Annotated in this window: 20 protein-coding genes; 8 read left to right on the top strand and 12 right to left on the bottom strand. The window is 62.9% G+C overall.

The features are described 5' to 3' along the window. The 3 genes from ACOJSI_RS09290 to ACOJSI_RS09280 all read left to right on the top strand — a co-directional run. Positions 1-1030, top strand: a 1030-nt coding sequence (locus ACOJSI_RS09290; RefSeq protein ID WP_420137991.1) for a hypothetical protein, incomplete at its 5' end; no start/stop codon positions are given. Positions 1031-1116: 86 nt separating this feature from the next. Beyond that, positions 1117-1959, top strand: coding sequence for a DUF3883 domain-containing protein (locus tag ACOJSI_RS09285; protein WP_420137990.1), 843 nt, complete (start codon positions 1117-1119; stop codon positions 1957-1959). A gap of 98 nt (positions 1960-2057) precedes the next feature. After that, the gene (locus tag ACOJSI_RS09280) at positions 2058-2666 is read left to right on the top strand and encodes an SDR family oxidoreductase (RefSeq protein WP_420137989.1); all 609 of its coding nucleotides are present in this window, start codon (positions 2058-2060) and stop codon (positions 2664-2666) included. 197 nt (positions 2667-2863) lie between these two features. Here the strand turns inward: ACOJSI_RS09280 and ACOJSI_RS09275 are convergent, their stop codons facing one another. Then, entirely contained in the window at positions 2864-3262 is a 399-nt protein-coding gene (locus ACOJSI_RS09275) for a hypothetical protein (protein WP_420137988.1), read from the bottom strand. A gap of 120 nt (positions 3263-3382) precedes the next feature. Between ACOJSI_RS09275 and ACOJSI_RS09270 the strand changes: the two genes are divergently transcribed. After that, on the top strand, positions 3383-3934 hold the full coding sequence (locus ACOJSI_RS09270) for a hypothetical protein (RefSeq protein WP_420137987.1): 552 nt from the start codon (positions 3383-3385) through the stop codon (positions 3932-3934). Positions 3935-4168: 234 nt separating this feature from the next. Here the strand turns inward: ACOJSI_RS09270 and ACOJSI_RS09265 are convergent, their stop codons facing one another. Together ACOJSI_RS09265 and ACOJSI_RS09260 are read right to left on the bottom strand one after the other, a co-directional pair. After that, the gene (locus ACOJSI_RS09265) at positions 4169-4615 is read right to left on the bottom strand and encodes a DUF3617 domain-containing protein (protein ID WP_420137986.1); all 447 of its coding nucleotides are present in this window, start codon (positions 4613-4615) and stop codon (positions 4169-4171) included. 87 nt (positions 4616-4702) lie between these two features. After that, positions 4703-6448, bottom strand: coding sequence for a calcium-binding protein (locus tag ACOJSI_RS09260; RefSeq protein WP_420137985.1), 1746 nt, complete (start codon positions 6446-6448; stop codon positions 4703-4705). 559 nt (positions 6449-7007) lie between these two features. Between ACOJSI_RS09260 and ACOJSI_RS09255 the strand changes: the two genes are divergently transcribed. Continuing rightward, positions 7008-7649, top strand: a complete 642-nt coding sequence (locus tag ACOJSI_RS09255) for a Slp family lipoprotein (RefSeq protein WP_420137984.1) — start codon at positions 7008-7010, stop codon at positions 7647-7649. 73 nt (positions 7650-7722) lie between these two features. On the opposite strand, the gene ACOJSI_RS09250 is transcribed toward ACOJSI_RS09255, so the two are convergent. Both ACOJSI_RS09250 and ACOJSI_RS09245 read right to left on the bottom strand, forming a co-directional pair. Further along, the gene (locus ACOJSI_RS09250) at positions 7723-8091 is read right to left on the bottom strand and encodes a glycine zipper 2TM domain-containing protein (RefSeq protein ID WP_420137983.1); all 369 of its coding nucleotides are present in this window, start codon (positions 8089-8091) and stop codon (positions 7723-7725) included. Positions 8092-8192: 101 nt separating this feature from the next. Next, complete coding sequence (locus ACOJSI_RS09245) at positions 8193-8633, bottom strand: VirK family protein (protein ID WP_420137982.1); 441 nt, start codon at positions 8631-8633, stop codon at positions 8193-8195. A 328-nt stretch (positions 8634-8961) separates the two neighbouring features. On the opposite strand from ACOJSI_RS09245, the gene ACOJSI_RS09240 reads away from it, so the two are divergent. Beyond that, a complete protein-coding gene (locus ACOJSI_RS09240; RefSeq protein ID WP_420137981.1) occupies positions 8962-9123 on the top strand; it encodes a hypothetical protein in 162 nt (53 codons plus the stop codon). Between the two features lie 39 nt (positions 9124-9162). Continuing rightward, entirely contained in the window at positions 9163-11091 is a 1929-nt protein-coding gene (locus tag ACOJSI_RS09235) for an asparagine synthase-related protein (RefSeq protein WP_420137980.1), read from the top strand. On the opposite strand, the gene ACOJSI_RS09230 is transcribed toward ACOJSI_RS09235, so the two are convergent. Both ACOJSI_RS09230 and ACOJSI_RS09225 read right to left on the bottom strand, forming a co-directional pair. Next, positions 11088-11933, bottom strand: coding sequence for a sulfotransferase domain-containing protein (locus ACOJSI_RS09230; protein ID WP_420137979.1), 846 nt, complete (start codon positions 11931-11933; stop codon positions 11088-11090). The two genes, ACOJSI_RS09235 and ACOJSI_RS09230, sit on opposite strands and share 4 nt — an antisense overlap. After that, a complete protein-coding gene (locus tag ACOJSI_RS09225) occupies positions 11930-12640 on the bottom strand; it encodes a hypothetical protein (protein ID WP_420137978.1) in 711 nt (236 codons plus the stop codon). The genes ACOJSI_RS09230 and ACOJSI_RS09225 overlap by 4 nt, the downstream gene beginning before the upstream one ends. Positions 12641-12988: 348 nt before the next feature. Between ACOJSI_RS09225 and ACOJSI_RS09220 the strand changes: the two genes are divergently transcribed. Beyond that, positions 12989-13297 (top strand): DUF6916 family protein, encoded by a 309-nt coding sequence (locus ACOJSI_RS09220; protein ID WP_420137977.1) that lies wholly within the window; start codon positions 12989-12991, stop codon positions 13295-13297. On the opposite strand, the gene ACOJSI_RS09215 is transcribed toward ACOJSI_RS09220, so the two are convergent. The 5 genes from ACOJSI_RS09215 to ACOJSI_RS09195 all read right to left on the bottom strand — a co-directional run bounded on the left by ACOJSI_RS09215 (position 13290) and on the right by ACOJSI_RS09195 (position 18010). Continuing rightward, complete coding sequence (locus ACOJSI_RS09215) at positions 13290-13766, bottom strand: GNAT family N-acetyltransferase (protein WP_420137976.1); 477 nt, start codon at positions 13764-13766, stop codon at positions 13290-13292. The genes ACOJSI_RS09220 and ACOJSI_RS09215 overlap by 8 nt on opposite strands. A gap of 68 nt (positions 13767-13834) precedes the next feature. After that, the gene (locus tag ACOJSI_RS09210) at positions 13835-14383 is read right to left on the bottom strand and encodes a phage tail protein (protein WP_420137975.1); all 549 of its coding nucleotides are present in this window, start codon (positions 14381-14383) and stop codon (positions 13835-13837) included. Positions 14384-14393: 10 nt separating this feature from the next. Beyond that, the gene (locus ACOJSI_RS09205) at positions 14394-14954 is read right to left on the bottom strand and encodes a phage tail protein (RefSeq protein WP_420137974.1); all 561 of its coding nucleotides are present in this window, start codon (positions 14952-14954) and stop codon (positions 14394-14396) included. A 17-nt stretch (positions 14955-14971) separates the two neighbouring features. Further along, positions 14972-15520 carry a phage tail protein gene (locus tag ACOJSI_RS09200; RefSeq protein ID WP_420137973.1) on the bottom strand — a complete coding sequence of 183 codons (549 nt, stop codon included), beginning with the start codon at positions 15518-15520 and terminating at the stop codon, positions 14972-14974. 147 nt (positions 15521-15667) lie between these two features. Beyond that, on the bottom strand, positions 15668-18010 hold the full coding sequence (locus tag ACOJSI_RS09195) for a class I SAM-dependent methyltransferase (protein ID WP_420137972.1): 2343 nt from the start codon (positions 18008-18010) through the stop codon (positions 15668-15670). Positions 18011-18143 lie beyond the last annotated feature (133 nt).

The following is an 18143-nucleotide window of genomic DNA, read 5'->3' as shown; positions in this document are numbered from 1 at the left end:
CGAGGAACGTTACTGCATAAATCTCCACGGCAAAACGTCGGAAGTGCTTTTGCCGACATCTACCGATATTAAAGACTATAACAGACGTGTTGCCTCTCTGTTTTACGACCTTGAGCAAATTCTTGAGATGGAGGTTGATCAGATATATCGTAACCTAGAGGCGCTTTCATACGATGTGGTCAGGATACGCGCACACGAGGGCCGTCACATAGGTAGTCTTCAGTTTGGCGAGGCTGTCGATCTACTAGAGAACGGCTTCGAACTGATAGCATCTGCTGCCACGACCGCTGTTTTGGAGCGGCCGCGGTCAATACTACGTGGGCGTCGTCCAGACGAGGTAAGAGACTACCTGGATCGTGTGCGCATGGGCCAAACCGAGATCGGCAGCTTTGTGCTGACGTTGCTATTGCCTGTGGCCCCAAACCTCAATGCGCCGGCGCTTTCTCCAGAAGACAGTACAACATTCGGCCGGAAGGTGTCCCAGCGCTTGGACTCTGCTCTGAGCGCCTCTCATGAGGCCGCTAAGGTGGCTCGTGTTCAAGGAGCCAGTGTGTTTTTGGAAGCTGTAGAAAAGGGAGTGACAGCGAATTTCTGCAGCGCATTAGCGGCTATGCTGAAGACTGCCGGAGATCTCACTCTTCGGATAGACCATGGTGTTAACTCAGCCTCAACGTCTTCGCAGCGAAAGTTTTCCTTTATCAGAGAGGACGTTAGCGTTCTTTCCGATGCTGCTTCAGCTTTGTCTGATCGACCTAACGACGAGCCTGCTATCCTGAGCGGCACAATCACCACCCTCAGAGAGGCCAGTTTGCGCAAGCCAGGGAGTCTTACTTTACAAACCTACATAGAAGGGGAGTCTCACGCGGTGAGGATACCGTTCTCCCGAGCAGAGAGGGAAACTGTCATTGAGGCGTTCCGCAGCAAGATTGAGTGTACTCTCGAGGTTAGAGGGTCATTGTCTCGGAAGGGCTCTCATTATTCACTTCTGAACCCGCATGATTTCAAGATTGTAAAGTTTGGTCAAGATTGAAGTTAATGAACGTCGGGGCGACTGGGCAAAGATACGCCTGTTTTGGGCGGTACGCTCCAGGTCTTGTGCGTAGATAGTTTTGAATAATGCCGAGAACGCAGTGGTCAGATGACGAAAACGATCTTCTGGTAGCGGATTATTTCGTGATGCTGGCGGCTGACCTTGCCGGTCTACCATATAACAAAGCTCAGCATAACCGGGCGCTTCGGAGCACCCTAGGTCGCTCTCACGCTTCATTGGAGTTCAAGCATCAGAATGTCAGTGCCGTCTTGCAAGGTTTAGGGGAGGACTGGATCCGTGGCTACAGGCCCGCGGTGAACTACCAAGCGAGCCTTAAAGATGCTGTGGCTCGCTGGCTTACAGCAAATCCGGATTGGCTTGGTGCGGTGGATCGCGGAGGAGTCTCGAAGCCAAATCCAGGTGTCCGCGACGGAGCGGCTCTGTGGATCGGCCCACCACCCACGCACAGCAACGCGCCTCCTCCCATGGAACTCGACCGGATGATGGCCGTCGCCAGGAAATTCGACGTAGCAGGCCGCGACGCGCGCAATCGAGCCTTGGGTCTCGCAGGCGAGCAGCGAATCCTGGCGCATGAGCGAGCTTCGCTAATTTGCGCTGATAGGCCTGATCTGGCGGACCGATTGCGCTGGGTCGCGCATCTCGACGGGGATGGCGCCGGCTATGACATCCACAGCTTCGAGCGGGATGGCAGCGATCGGCTAATCGAGGTCAAGACCACGCGCGGATGGGAGCGCACGCCTTTCTATATCTCACGCCGCGAGCTGGACGTCTCCGAGGTACGGCGCGAAAGCTGGCGGCTTGTCAGGCTGTGGAACTTTAGCCGAGAGCCGCGCGCCTTCGAGTTGCATCCGCCACTCAGCAATCACGTCTCACTGATGCCAACCAGCTTCCAGGCCGACTTACGCTAAGGCTTCGACCGTGTCCCAGCCCACCATCCTGATAGCCGGCGCCTCCCGTGGTCTCGGCTTCGCCCTCGCCGCCGAATTCCTCGCGCGTGATTGGCACCGTGCGCGGCGCCGATCGCAGCGAACTTCACGACCTCGCCGATCGCCACCCAGGCCGCGTCGAGATCGAACAACTGGACATCACCGATCCCGCGCAGATCGCCGCGCTCGCCACGCGCCTCGCCGGCCGCACGCTCGACATTGTGTTCGTCAACGCCGGCACCACCACCCATGATCCGCAGGTGCTGATGGCCGACGTCGCCGACGACGAGTTCGCGCGCGTCATGGCCACCAACCTGCTCGGCCCGATGCGCGTGATCCAGGGGCTGGCGCATCTGGTGCCGGCGGGCGGGCTGATCGGCGCGATGTCGTCCGGCCAGGGCAGCATCGCCAATAATGAGAATGGGCGCGGCGAGATTTATCGCAGCAGCAAGGCCGCGCTCAATATGGCGCTGCGCAGCTCCGCCGCGCGCGACGCGGGCGGGCGGGCCACAGGCGGCCGCGCGGTGGTGGCGATGGCGCCCGGCTGGATCCGCACCGAACTCGGCGGCGCGCAGGCGCCCTTCACCATCGAAGAGGCGATCCCCAAGGTCTCCGACTTGCTGCTCGCCACGCGCGCGACGCCGGGCATCCACTATCTCGACCGATTCGGCGCGACCGTGCCGTGGTAGCGCTGGCGCTCATGCGCTGAACCAGCCGCTAAGGCTGCTCAGCAAGCAGCCGACTTCGCAGAACCGACTGGATGTCAGGCTCCAGTGTCCGGCCTCGAGCGGATAGGTAAATCCCTGCGTACCATCGGCGCATTGAGCCAGGCAGCCTCGCTCCTGTGGGCGGAGGTGCCCGTTGATGGGTGGTGCGGCCCTTCGGCCTAATCTGTAATCAGGCATTCCGTGAATTGGCACGTGAACGCGCCGGCCAGCTCGTTCTTATGGAAGGCGATACGAACGCTGCGATCGGGTGAATATGCTGACGGGTCGTCCCGATGTTTATCTTTATCGCTGATCCAATAACGATCAACAGCCTCCGCAGCGCTCTCTAGTTCTGCCGGGCATCTATACCCAAGACTATGAAGCTCATCGCCAGAAAGACTTCGACGCTCCACCTTAGCCTTTTGCACAAGAGCAGTGTAACAATCATGGTACCGCTCCATGGCGGCGTATGCTGCCTGTTCAGGCCCGCTCGGTTCCTCGATGATCCGGGTTTCACGGTTCTGGCACGCCGCCAGAATTAGGGCCGAACAGACCAAGGAGAGCGTGGCGGATTTCATGCACCGAAACTGCATTGCGATCCGTACGACCGCAAGGATGGGGATTGGGGAACACTATATAAAATTGCCATCCGCTTCGGCCGTTTGCCATTACCCGCTTTCGATTGATAAGTTCTGACAATGACCAGCCCCTATCGCCCCGAATTCGAGGCCGGCCTCGTCGCGCTCGCGCGGGTCGGCGAAAGGATGCGGGCGCGCGGCTGCCTCCTCCCCGTCCTGGTCGGCGGTGGCGCTGTCGAAATCTACTCGAACAGTGCGATCATGACCGGCGATTTCGATCTCTCCACCGCACGGCAGGACGTGTTCGAGCAGGCACTACTCGCCGAAGGCTTCATCCGCCCATCCGGGCCCGGCGTCGCGACGCGCGGATGGATCCATCCCGATCTGAAGCTTGGGTTCGAGGTCGTCTCGGATCGCTTGCTCGATGGCAATGCGGACCGGGATCGCGTCCGGCGCATCACCATCGACGGTGCGGGCGAGATCGCAGTGATTGCAGTCGAGGACATCATCGCCGATCGGATGGGCCAATATGCGTCCGGCACGGCGCGCGACATGTTCGATCAGGCCAAGGCTCTGTTTCGCCTGTATCCTGACGCCGATCGTATTTATATGGAGCGGCGCATTCGCGAGGAAACGGCAGGCGACCATGGCATCGACGCGCTCGAACGCTGACCAGACTGTGATCTCGCTTGAGGATCTTGGGCGTGATGTCGAACGCCGCCGCCAGGCTACGGGCGCTCTGGAGATACCGCGCAATTCAGGGAAATGCCGTACACCGAGCAAGCGCGCACTGCTCAAGGCCATTGAGGACAGCGGCGGCAGCTGGTGACCACCGCCGCGCAGCGTCCCCTATTTCGGGGACACTATACTAAATTGCGCCGCCAGCACCGCATGCTCGGTCGTCGATCAATATAGGCAGGCGGCCATCCGGTTGCCCCGCACCGTCATGCGCATCACGATATCGGACCCATCGGACGTGACGTGCATGGCCGAGACGATGCGTAGCTTTTCGTCGTCATAGCTGCCGCTGACGTCTGCGGTCAGCGCGTCCCTATGCGCATTGGCCGGGCAACGCGCCGTGAACGCGATCCTGCCGCCTCCCGCCTTGAACCGGTCGATCGCGCATTCCTTGCGCGGGTCGCCGATCGCCAGCCGCCGAAGATCGGCCGGGGTGAAGGACGCAACGCAGAGCATGGTATCCTTCTGCGTCACCGAAGGCTTGTCCAGCGGCACACCATTCACCGCCAAGGTCTCGATGTCGGTCGCCAGCGCCCAGAAGGATTTGCTGGGCGGCGCCTTCGTCGCAGCCGTGCACAGAAGCAGCGCGCTGAGTGCCATGGCCGCCCGCAGCATTCGCACTCCCGTCCTGCTCCCCCGCGTTCGATCTGGATCGACCCGGCACGGAGCATTGCGCTCCGTGCCGGAGCCGCCCTCAGCCCGTTAGATAAAGTCCGCCATCGTGATGCTGGCCGACGTCACCCCCTGCAGCAGCACGGCGCTGGTGATCGTCTCGCCGCCAGCGTCGCCCCAGAACAGATAGGTGTCGCTGCCCACCTGCACCGCCGCGACCTCATGATCGCCCGCATGGCCGGCGAACAACGCCTGGGCGCTGGTCTGCGCGCTGGCGAGCGAGGCTTGGCTGCCGCCGGTCAGCACCGCCGCCGGCAGGAAATCCAGCCGGATATGATCCGCGCCGGGCCCGTAATCGGTGATGCGGTCGGTCGCGCCGCCGCTGATCGCCGCCGATCCCGCGTCGAAGCGGAAGATGTCGTCGCCGGCCCCGCCGCTCATCGTGTCCACGCCCTTGTCGCCGGCAATCAGGTCGTTGCCGTCGCCGCCCAGGATCATGTCATTGCCCTGGCCGCCGCGAAGATAATCGTTCCCATCGCCGCCCAGGATCGTGTCCGCGCCCAGATTGCCGTTGATCGTGTCGTTGCCGAGCCCGCCGAGGATCGAGTCATTGTCCGCGCCGCCATTGATCCGGTCGGATCCGGCGCCGCCGTCCAGCGTGTCGTTGCCGGCATTGCCCTGCAGATAATCCGATCCGTCGCCGCCGCTGATCGAATCCGCGCCATCGGCGCCGCCATTGGCGGACTGGCCGTACAGATGGTCGTTGCCGTCGCCGCCGTCGATCGTGTCCTGCCCGCCGCGGCCGAAGATGAAGTCATGACCGGCGCCGCCCAGCAGCAGATCGCCTTGATCGGACCCGGTGATCGTGTCGTTGCCGTCCCCGCCGTGGCCACTCTGCCGGTCGATCAATGTGATCGATCCGGATTCCGGATCGGTGACGACGAAATAGCGGCCATTGTCGGTCGCCAGCAGATTGTCGCCGAAGCGGACATTCCCGGAGTTGGTGGTGCTGGACTGGCCCAAATCATAGCGGGAGATCTCGTTGAACGTGGCCGTGTCATATTCGACGACCCTGGCACTGCTGCCGAAGAAGTCCGCCTGATAGACATAGGCGATCGTCCCGGTAGGGTTGAACGTGATACCGTTGACCGACCCCAGGTTGACGTTCCGCATATAGTGGAGATCGGTGTCGTACAGGGCGATACCTTGGCTATAGATGCCGATGGCTACCAGATGGGCGGCTTCGCTGATCGCCTGGACGCCATAATTGAAGGCACCGGTACCGCCGTTCGCCGTCACCGCGCCGACGCGATTGTCGAAGATGTGCAACGGCCCGCCGGACGAATTGCCGTCCGCGATCAGCGTCAGGTGGCCATCCTCCGAGAAGGTCTCGTGCCCGGAAAGGGAAAGATAGCTTCCTTGGGCAACGGATGTCAGCGCGGTGCGCGTACCGCTTGCCAGGTCGAGCAGCTCCGGGTGGGCTTGCGAATAAGCGTCGGTGTAGCTGATCAGCGCGGTCGTGCCGTTGACCACCTCGACATCGGTATAGCCGGTGCCGTTGCCGATATAGGTCTTCAGCACCGCGCCGGTCTGCGTCGAGACTTGATACAGCAGCGGCTGCCGCGGGTCCGACGCCAGCAGGTAAGATCCGTCGTCCGAAACCGAAAGGACGTCGATCGCCGTACCGATGTGCCACGACGCGGTCTTGGCATATGTGGCGACATCGTAAACATCGATGTCTCCGCCATGCGAGACGTACAATTTTGTCTGATCCGCGCTGAACTGCGCATCGGCGCCTCCCGACGCCTGTAAAGTCGACGCTACATACCCGGCCATGTGCTGCTCCCCCTCAATGTCATCCGGCTCGCACAGGCATCGTCCGGGATCAAGCTCATGCGAAAGCGAGCCGCCGGGACGGAGAGGCGCAACGATACGGATGCCCCAGAATTTCGGGGACGCGAATTTCGGGGACACTATACTAAACTACGCGCCCGCCACGGCGCGCACCCTGTCCGCCGCTCGCGATCTCGGCAACGCCTCCTTCTGCCTGTCACTTCGGCGCAGGCGCTCCGCGCCGCTGTAAACCCAAACTCTAACCAGTGACATCTTGACAGATGTACGTTACATACGTACGTATGTTGCGGCTTCTTTGCCTGGGGCGATCCTCGGCTCTTTCTCAACTCTGGGTCGGCAAACACCGATGGCCGTATCAGGCTCGTCCGCGCGATCGCCGCAATCCCACATCATCAAGTTCGTTTCTGGTGTTTTTTGCTTTTTCCGCTCGTGGCAGCGCCGCCCTTGCTGTGATCGGGGCCGGCGAAAAGCGCGGCCGATCACGCGCGGTCTCACCACCCGCATTGCCGATGCGGCGAGCGGTCGTTACGGCACCTTCATGATGAGCCGGTCGTCTTCGCCTATCCTTCCTCAAGCGCGCGTCACCCTGCTGCGGCGCCTATCGGCACCCGTCAGCCTGTGTTTGATCCTGGCCGGATGCGCCGGCGGCTCCGGCACGCCCGGCCCGCGATCGAGCGCGATCGCCCCGTCTGCGCCCGCGCCGTCCGCCCCTGCGCCAGCCTCGTCCGCGCCGGACGATCTCACCGCCCTGCGCGCGGCCGCGGCTGCCCCGCTCACCCCGGATCAGGCGCTGCAGGGGCGGGCTCGGGGGCAGCGCATCCGCTGGGCCGGCACCGTTCACCATATCGCGCCGTCGGACAGCGGCGTCTGCCTGACCCTGTCCTATCTGCCCAGCGATGCCGATGGCGCACCGCGCTGGGCCGACGGCGCCAACGCGGCACCGCAGGCATTCCGCGCCTGCACCGCCGGCCGCTATGATCCGGCGTTGGTCGGCAACGCCACCAGCGTCACCATCCTCGGCCGGATCGTGGGCACGGGCGATATCGGCATGGGCGGCGAGCGCAGCCCCGGCCCGATCGTCGCGATCGAACGGCTCTTCCGATGGTCCGATTGCCTGTCGGGCGATACCGATCCGCTGTGCCGACGCGGCTTTGTCGCGCCGATCGCGTCTTCCGCGGGCTGATCCGCACATGCGTGGGGCGACCCCGCCGGTCTGGCGGGATCGCCCCGAAAGCCGTCGTCAGAAGGCCAGGCTCTTAGCAGGGGCGGCCGTCGCTCCGGTCGATCGAGCGGCCGAGCAGGCCACCGCCGGCTGCGCCGAGCACCGTCCCGAGCGTCTTGTCGCCGTGGCCGGCGACGACGTTGCCGAGGAGGCCGCCCGCAATCGCGCCGATCGCAAGGCCGCCATTGCCCTTGTCATAGCAACGATGCTGATAGCCATAGTTGCTGCGGCGATAATAGGTCCGGTCATAGCCCCGATACTGGCGATCGTAATTGCCATAGCCATAGCCGTAATTCTGGCCGTACCCATCGTTATAATAAGGTCGACGGGCTTCTGCGGGAGCGGCAACACCAGTAATCAGCGTTGCACCCAGCAGCATCGTGGTCGCAATCTTACCGAACATCACATCTCTCCTTCTCTGCTGATGATGAAGGTAGAGACTCGGTCATGGAATATTGCTGAACCACGCTGTTAGCGCCGGTTCATCCGATCCGCGCATGGGTCCTAGCGGCGGGAGGCGACGAACCGCATCCCCCGGTTGACCGCACACTTATAGCTGAGCGTCGCGCGGATCTGCCGGAAGTCGGGCACGCTGAAGACCGTCATCGAAAAGTCCGCGCTCCCGTCTTGATGGATGCGATAGCGCAGGAATTGCTGGATCGGCTTGCCATCGCGGTCGATCGTGAAATGATCGTCGGAGAAGGCCAGCGAGCCATCGTCGCCGATGCGGAAGGCGTCGATGCGCAGCCCGCCGCGCGTCCTGGTCGGCTTGCTGTCGGTCGATCCGGGGTGGCACTGGCTCAGGTCGAGCAGCACGGTGACGCTCCGCCCGTTCTCCAGCGCCCGCTCCACCGCGCCGAGGCTGGGCGCGGGGACGGCCGCGTCGGCGCGCCCGGCGAGCAGCGCCGCAAGCAGAGGGACAACGAGACGAGGAGTGACTGCCATGAAATGCGTTCCGCTATGTTGGATGATGCGGGCCGCGCGATGGCAATCGATTGTTACGGCTCTGTTGAGCATCGCCCGCAGCAGGACGAGCCGTGCCGCACCCTCGCTCAAGCGCGGGCCTGCGCGGGATGGCGGTGGCTGGCGATGCGTCGCTAGCCTAAACAAGCTGGAATTTTCCGCTGATCTTCTATACAAATCATTCCCTTGAATTTGATGCCCCTGACGCAGAGTCGCCAGGGGCTCTCTGACCCGCGAACAATGTCGGTTTGCGCAGGCGACCCTAATGCTTTAGATAAATAGCTCGATGTTAGGTCAGGGGAATGCAGGGATGGAGATCTTCGAGGTGGCAGAGGATCATTCGGCAAATTTGAAGCCCGCCCTTGAGCGGCTTACCTGGCACGCGCCGGTCCTTACCGCCGCCTCTGTTGGCGAGAATACGCGTAACAACGTCAATCAGCTTCCTTACGATTTCACCAACGTTCGCTCCTAGCACGGGGAGGAGCGCAGTTCAGTTATTGGCGCTACCGCGATGAGCGCCTTTGCAGGGTGCGTGGACCTCCGCGGCGATCACGTCGATCCAGCGCACCAACGAAGATTGATACAAGCGCTTGATGGGCCTCGCCTCGAGAGGCCATCAGCCAAATCGTCTCCCGGCGGGACCTTTGCCTTCCGGCAGCGTGTGCTGGCTCCGGAGGATCATCGGGAGCGGCAACCCTGTTCCACGCCGTCCGGCATCGTGTCTTTATTCGACGGCCGTCTTGATAATCGGGGCGTTCTGCTCGCCGCTCTGCAAATGTCGCCTCTCACTTCTGATGGGGCGATCGTGTGCGAAGCTTACGCACGCTGGTCTGAGGCGGCAGTGCCCCGCCTCCTCGGCGACTTTGCTTGGGCGGTATGGGACGCGCCCGAGGCAAGGCTGATGCTCGCGCGGGATCATAGTCTCGAGCGTTCGTTATTTTATTCTCGCAATGGCGCCTTTGCGGCGTTCGCTACCGGATATCGGCCGCTGCTCGCCCTTCCGGAAGTGGCGACGGATCTGAACGAAATCGCTGTCGCAGACATGCTGCTGACGACCATGAGCGACGACGATCAGACCTTCTACAAATCGATTGCATGGGTTCGTCCGGCAGAGCGCGTCATCATCAGTGCTGCCGGCGTTCGCCGCGAGCGGCTGTGGGAGCCGGGCGCGAGACAGGTGGCCGTGCCAAAGCGCTACGGCGATATCGTCGAAGCGGCCCGGGCGTTGTTCGACGAGGCGGTCGCCTGCCGGCTTCGCACGGTGGGGCCGGTCGTGGCCAGCGTAAGCGGCGGCCTCGATTCCAGCGCGGTCGCCGCGACCGCAGCCAGGTTAACCGCGCCTCGGGTGGTCGAGGGTGTCTGCATCGTGCCGGAGCCGGGGCGGTCTGCGCCGGGCGCTCCGGGGCGGTTTCCTGATGAAGCGCCCTACGTTGAGGCGCTTGCCAGCCTGCAGCCGAACCTCAGACCGCATTTCGTACATGCCAGCGGGGTAGGGGAGTTTCTGGAGCATCCGTCTTCCTTCTTCCTGCGTTTCGGAGCTCCGATGTGGGCGCCCAATAACGGCGGATGGGCGTTGACGGCCTATCACAAGGCCAGCGAACTCGGGGCCAGCACGATCCTCGTCGGCATACTCGGCAACCACACGGTCAGTGCGAGAGGTTGGGAACGGCTGGCGGCCCTGGGACACCGGCGTCGCTGGTCGCAATTCGCGTCCGAGCTATTGGCAATCTGCCGCAGCGACATGCCCGCGAAGCGTTATCTCGTCAGCCGGTCGCTTGCGAGCCTGATGCCCGGCCTGTCCGAACGCTTGCGGCAGTTGCGCGGGCAACGGCCGGCAACCTGGCAGGACAACCCCGCACCGCTCAATCCCGACTTTGTGCTGGCAGCCGGCATGGACCGGCGTCACGCCAGCCACGGCATCACCCAGCTTGATCAATGGCACCCCGATGCCCGCATCGCCAATCTGCGGTTCGCGATGCTGCGCTCGCGCATGGCGATGGAGGCAAGGGCAGCGATGCGCATGGTCAGCGGCGTAACCGCGTCCGATCCGTTTTCCCATCGGCCCCTCATCGATTTCTGCGTCTCCCTGCCGGACGAACTGTTCATGCAAGGAGGTGTAGACCGCAAGCTTGCGCGCGATCTGTTCGCCGATCGGCTGCCCCCGATGATCTTGAATAACCGAGAGATCGGGCTCCAGAACGCGGATTGGCACGCGCGCCTCGCGCCGCACAAGGATGCTCTGCTGGGCGAGATTGATCGCCTGGCCGCATCCGCCCTGGCAGCGCGCTTGATCGACATCCCGCGCATGCGTCGGATCGCAGAGAGCTGGCCGACCGATGCGGCGCAAGCGGCGCAGACCCGATGGCTCGAAAGGCACGTCTTCCTGCGCGCACTCCACGTTGCGAGCTTCGCGTCCTGGATCGATCGAGGAAACGCCTAAGAGGAAGCGAGATAGCCCAACCGTGTCATCATCGCGCCGTGATCGGTCTCGATGCGGGAGGCCTGTGCGGCACTGAGATGCTGCTGCCACTCGCCGATCTGACCCTTGCGGAAGAAGGTGGCGGATCCCAACGGCCGCTCGACGAAGCCTTGGCGCGCCTCAGCGGCTTTCAAGACGTCGAGTTTAGTTGCCGCGACCGACGCCTCAACAGTTTCCGGGCTGCTGTCCCATCCAAGGCGCTCCACGACGCGGCGGAGCGCGGCCACGGGATCGCGCACGACATCCTCGTAACGGAGCAGAAGGGGCGCGGGCGTTGCGTCAAGCCAGCTTGCGACGTGCAGGCTCCAGCTCAACAGGCGCTGCCGCAATTGGGCGCTGCCGGCGCTTGCGCTACGCGACAGCGTCGCATCACGACGCCCCATCATCTCGATTGTATCGTCCACGCTGCACCCGCGATGCGCGGCAAAAGAAAGCGCGATGTCGCGCGGATCCCGTACGATATACAGCGCGCCCTGCGTAAGCGCGGGCGGAAACAGCGGCGATCGCCGCGGCGTGCTGGTCCAGGCGTCGTGTGTCTTGCGCAACAGGAGGCCGTCGGCCGCTGCCGCTTCGGCGGCATATTGCAGGGGGCGAAGCGCCATTGCCTCATCGTCGGTGAGGTCGCTCGACTGGATGTCACACCAATAATCGAGCGCATCCCGTCTTGATGCCATCGGACAGAATGAGGCGCGACTGGCGAGATCGACCGGAGCACCGCCCTGCGAGAGGCTGCGCAGCATGAGCCTGATCCAGGTGTTCCCTGATTTGGGGTAGGACGCGATCCAGAAGAAGCGGGCCGTCACGCGTGGCGCGCCGTAATCTCTTGGACGGTCTTTGGCAGCAGGGAGAGGTCCGGGTATCGCCTGAGGCGGGCCTGCGGGACATTGCCAAGCCTCATCGCGGCAGCGAGCATGGAGCCATGACGTCGCATCGCGAGGGCGGAGCGCCGACGGTACACCGCGTCCAAGATCCCGTCGATCGCCTCCTTTCCCCGAAGCGGTTCCACGCCCGCTTGCTGCGGCTCGTTAACCTGGGAAAGGTGATAGAGCGCGCCCAAGGGTAGAGGCTCCGTCCGGAAATGCGCATCGGCGGGCAGCAGATATTTATCGAGTTCGTCGCGCACGCGGGGCAGCTCCAACGCTGAGATACCAAGACCATCGAGCGCGTGCCGCCACAATTTGATGCGGGGGAAGGACGGAAGAACCACGGGGCCACCCGCCGCGTGCGGGTCGATCACCGTGATATCATCGGCGAGCATGGGAAAGCCGGCCTGCACGAACGCGGCCACCAACGTTGATTTGCCGGCACCGGATTCGCCGGCGAACGCCACCGCCTGGCCGCCAAGTTCCACGCATCCCGCGTGCAGCGGCAGTAGTCCGCGCTGGTGGATAAGGAAGCCAAAGGCGCTTCCCAGGAGAAAGACCTGGACCAGGGTCTCGTCCGCATGATGATCCGGATCGACAATGATCCGGCATCCGTCCTCGATCCGGAAGGAGGCGATATCCTTCACATTCAGCCTGCAGCTGCCGTCCGGCCTGACGTCGACGAGGGCATAGTCGCTGCTTTGTGATGCCCCCTCTCGCAGCCTGCCCAGGCGTATTTGCACGTCGGGTGCTCCATCCGGACCGGTCCACCGCGCGACGCCCGGCAATGGAAAATCGGACACGGCATGAAGTCCGCAGAGAAGGTAGCTCAAGGCGCATCTCTCGTGGTCACTGACGATATCTTTTCGGGCGTACGAACATGGCAGACGACGCTCGCATCGCGATTGAATTCAGGCAACCCTTCCGATGCCGCGGTTGCACGATTGCACGCGCCTATGCGAAATGCGGGCCAGGTCCTTCCATTTGGGGTTGTCATGCTCGATCTCGCCTCGGTCTCTTCGGAAACCTTCCAGCCGCACGTCGGATCTGCGTTCGAGCTCGATCATCCGGAGCAGAAGGAAAGCTTTACGCTCGTCGAGGTCGAACCGCTTGCGGCGCGCGACCATCCTTTTACGACGCGCCCGTCCTTCTCCCTGTTCTTCAACGGCAGCAGCACCCAGATTCAGTTCAATCAGCAGATCCTCCCGCTGAAACATGACGTGCTGGGAGCCATGCGGATTTTCTTCGTGCCGATCGCCCAGAATGCCGACGGCACGATCCGATACCAGGCCTTGTTCAACTGACCTTGGCGGCCTCTCGCGCTTCCATCAGCCAATAGGGGCCATTCTGGCGCACCGGCTCGAAGCCGAGGCGGCTGTATAGCCGCTTGGCGGGGTTCTGATCCTCTACGTGGATGCTGGTGACCTTGGAGGTCGCGCGTGCTTCCGCCAGCAGCGCCCTGATCAATTCAGTGCCGATCCCGTGGCCGCGCCCCTGCGGAAGTAGCGCGATGTCGACGATGCGCATGTCGGAAGGGTGCGCACGGTCGACGCACAGCCGGCCAATAGGTTCGCCATCCTGCTCGATGATCAGAAAGTCCGCATGGGCATAATGTTCGGCATAATGCTGATATTGGCGCGAAAATTGATCGACGAGAAAAGCGCGCTTGTTCTCCTCCGGCCATGGGACGGCCTGCAATTCATCCCACCGGATCGAGATGTAGAGGTCGCGCAGGAAGCCGACATCGCTCTCCACCTGCGGCCGAAGCTGCACGCCCCGGCCGGCAAGGGACAGAGGAAGACAGGAAGACAGAAAAGCGGTCTGCGGCGTGGGTGGCTGAGTCAAGGTCGCAACGGAAACTCACCGTACGCGCACATGCAAAAATTCAGCGCAAGATAAGGCTGCCGGTTCTCATGGGGCAACGAGATGCCCGACGCGTTGCCGCCCGCCGCGCCAATCATCTGATAGGCGAGCGTCGTGTCGCTGACATCCGTATTCGTAAAATCGTTTTGGCCGATGGTCCTGGCGAGATGCGCCGTAGGCGTTGGTGCATTGGTCAAATCCGCATTGGCGGGGCCGTAATAGGTCACATTATGCTGATGGCGCGGCAGTTGTGCCGCATCATCCAAAGTGACCGAGGAGGTCCCCGTCGACTTTCCGAAGACTCGTGGCGTGAGACCCGCGCCATTGCCGGCGCCGTAAATGGCGCTGCCCTGCAGGTTTGGAACGTTGAAATAGTTGACCAAGTCGCCGCCAAACTGGTTGCCGATGACAGCGTACAGGACCTGATACTGCTGGATCGAGAGCTGCTGGCCGTTGCACTGAACCCAGTCCTGGGGCGTGAACGTATAGGTGAAGATGCGAATTTCGCCGTAGAAGGGATCAGCCATTGCGAAGTCCTCAATTCGGCCGGACCGGATAGGTCCCGAGCAAGGCGATGATGAAATTGACGGCGGTCGACAGCATCACGTTCGGGTGCGCCGCATTGCTGCCGGTGAAGGTCACTGCGGTTGCGTCGAGCTGCGTCGGCGTCACGCTCGCGACCGGTGCCTCGGTATAGAGGCCATAATTGGTAGAAGTGGCCTGCACCTGACCGTAGAGCATGGTCGGCCCGGCGATCTGGCTCGTGGCGTTGCTCTGAACCGCGTACAGCGGATGGGAGTGGCTCGGCATCTCCGCCTCCACCAGGACATGCGTCTCCTCGCCGCCCTTTTGGCCGATGGTGCGCGCGGTCAAAGGCGGTGTGGTGGTAGTGTTGGTTCCCTGGCCGACAGGCAGGCGTCCCTGCAAATCGGGCAGCTGGAAATTGGCCGGCGCGGCGCCGCCATAGGTCGTGCCAATAAGCGAATAAAGCGCTTGATTTTGGGAGACGCTCAACGGGGCGCCGTTGCAAAGCGCCCAGCCCTCAGGCGCATAATTTCCGCCGAAAATGCGGATTTCCCCGAGAAAACATTCTGACACAGTCGCGGCCCTCCGGATCAGCTGCGGGGCGGGTAGATGCCACTGGTGGCAATGCAGAAATTCACCACCAGGAAAGGCTGCATGTTATTGTGGCCGGCGCCGCCACCCGTCGTCGAAATGGTGTCGGCGGCGACCGCGACCGCAGTGCCGCTTCCTGCCGCGGAATAGATATTGACCGGGCTTCCCACCGGCTTCGCGGGTTGGCCCACCGTCGCCGGAAGGGCGCTTTTCGCCGCGGAGAAATTGCCCGGTGTGCCGCCAAGCGCGTTCAGCTCATGATTGTGGGGCGGCATCTGCGATGTCGAAAGGACGACGTTTTCGAGACCACCGGAATTCCCCAGCGGATATGTTTTGGCGTCGCTGGAGATGCCCTCGTTAATCGGGGTCCTACCGCGAAGGTCGGGCAAGGCGAAATTATTCCGCCCGTCACCGCCATAGGTGTTGCCAAGTAGCGAGGCCAAAGCTGCATATTGCCTCACCGGCAATAACGACCCGTCGCAGAATGCCCAGCCGTCCGGCGCCCAACTCCACGGGAAAATTCGTATCTCGCCGAGAAACGGTTCCACATCGCTCTCCATTGCAGCGGCCCGGCCTTGTCGAAGGCGCGGCAAGATCAGTTATCGGCTCATGTAAATCATGAATAAGTCATTCCTGCAACGGGGCGCACCGGACATCGATGATGCGCGCTACGATCGCATAGGAGGAACAGGTCTTCAGAAAGGCGGCGTTGTTCCGGGCAACCAGCGGCCATACATCCAGCGGCGCGCGGATGCGTCCACTTTGGATGCATAATCCGGCGCATCAGGCCCGATGATGGGGAGGGCCCAGTCGGCGATAGTTTCCCTTATACCGGTCTCGTCAAGGCAACGGCCCGCGAAGACAGCATGGCGCGCAATCTCCATTTCCTGACCCCAGAAGTAGATCGATGTCGCGCGGACGCGCTGTTGCATATGCCGGACCTCCTCGACCCGATCTTCGCTGATCAAGGGCAACCAGATATCCGGCATGAGGAGATCGACTTCGCACTGTGGCTGCCATTCATAGGCATCGCCTTGCTCGACATGCACCTTGGCGCGCATGTTCTCCGGAAGCTGTGCAAAGATATCGAGCTCCTCGATCATCGAGAGCACCACCGGGTCTTTCTCGACAACCGTCACCCGCTCCACGGCGCTTTGTGCCGCCGTCGCCGCCGCCGCCCAGCCAAGCCCCATACCGAAGATGGCGACATGACCGCGGGCGAGCCGGATACCGATCTCCTGGCTTTCCAATTCCATGGGCGTGATCGACATCCACGTCTTCTGGTCCCGCACCAGCGCCGCCATGTTCGTGACAAGGCGCGGCGGGCTCCAATAACCAGGGGAGACGACGAAGTCGGCGATGCGCAACTCCCAGTCGCCACGTCGCATCGGCTGGTATTGCGGAATGAAGAGGTCGCTGTCGAAGCGGGGCAAGTGAGGCGCAAATGGCGCCACGATCGCGGGAGCCCGATCGAGTTCGCGTTCGTCCAGGGCCGGCAGCGGGCGCGGCCACAGCCCCATGCGCTTCAACATGCGCGGCATCGAGGACAGGCCCGATGCCGCGCTCTGCGCCGTTGCGCGGCGGGCGGCGTCGAGACCTGCCGTGCCCTGCACGTCGGAGATTTGGTCAGCGCCGTGGACCTGCTCCAGGACCTTCTCCAGGATCGAGACCGGATCAAACGGAGGCCCAGGGGGAAGCGCGCGAAGCAGGGCGGCGTCCGCCTCTGCCAGCACGAGGCCATTCCCCAATGGTGTGGCGAGCGCGAGCCTGCCCTTGAGCCCTTCCGCGGTTCGCGCGATCTGCGTCTGGTTGAAGCGCTCGCAAGGCGCGGTCGCTTCGCCCGGCTCGCGACGGCGCACCGGGATGATCTGCTCGCTCGCGACCAGCATGCGGGCAAGTGCGGCGGCGGTCGGAGCGGCCGCCATCCCGCCTGCCGGTGCAAGACCGAGCAACTCTGCAACGCTGTGGACGCCCGCCTCGAGCGCCTCGGCGATCGCTCTGTGGAACTCGGTCTCCAGCAGCAGCGAACCTGCCGCGCGCAGCGAGCCATCCGCGATTTTTAGGCCCCCTGTCGCCGCCAGCAGGATCCGGCCCACATATTGCTCTACATTGTGGGGAGCCAACGGCGCGGCCGCGCGGACGAACACGTCGCTGCGAAAGCCGGTCCCTGCGCAATAATCACGATAGGTCTCGCGCAAGGCCGGGTCTGCAATCGCGTCTGCGGAGGCGCTCTGCTCGACACTGAGCGGCGCGTCCTGCAAGCCGGCGATCGTCGCCGGACCCACGAAGTGCAACCCGATCGGCGCAAGGTCCTGCACAACGTCGCTATGCAGCAGCGGATTCCAGTGCGTGTTGAGGAATTCGTGGGCGAGATAGGCCTCGTGATCGCGTGGGTCACGCCCGGGTGGCGGCGTGGCTATGCCTTCGAGATCGAGATCCTGAAGCATTGGCGCGCCAGCCGCCTTCAGGTCCTTCGCAAAGGCCATCGCGCTGTTCAGGCGGCGGATGCTGTCTCCCTCCCCCGACCGGGCATGCGCCAAAAGCAGGCGCTGCAATGGCAAGGCATCGATCCAGCCGGGCAGGCTGTTATAGCTGATCAGAGCGACGCCGCCGGGCTTCAGATACCGATCAAGGAAGGCGACCAAAGATCGCTGAACCTCGGGTTCCACCCATGTGTAAACGCCGTGCGCCACGATATAATCGAAGGTCGGTAGCTCTGCCTCCAGTGCGCCGAAATCCGCGTGATGGAACAGGATGTTGTCGAGCGACGCGGCGTCCGCGGCGCTTCGTGCGAGTCGTATATGGTCCTCGGCCATGTCGATGGCGTGGAAGTGCGCGCGCGGATGCGCTGCAGCGAGCAGGTTGGCGGTGAAGCCTGTTCCGCAGCCCAGTTCACACCAGGTGAAATAGTCCTGCGGCGCCTGCGGTTCGAGACCGGCCAGAGCGCACACGAAGTCGAGGTAAGCGGGCGCGTGATTGGCGTAAAAGCCGGACATGTAGACGATGTCGGCGACATAGCCGCGGTGCCAGTTGCTCATCCGATTGCCCACCTCTCGCGTTCCGGCCATCTGTATCACCGGACCTGTCGCGCGCCAGCGGGCGCGTACCAGCCGCCGGTGCAGGCGCTACTTGACGCAACAGCGCGCCGACATGCTAGGCGGGGTCTGGAAG

This window comes from Sphingomonas sp., from assembly GCF_048595155.1.
GTDB lineage: Bacteria > Pseudomonadota > Alphaproteobacteria > Sphingomonadales > Sphingomonadaceae > Sphingomonas_I.
The sequence above is the reverse complement of the archived record's forward strand: the minus strand, read 5'-3'. Positions and strand labels throughout refer to the sequence as shown.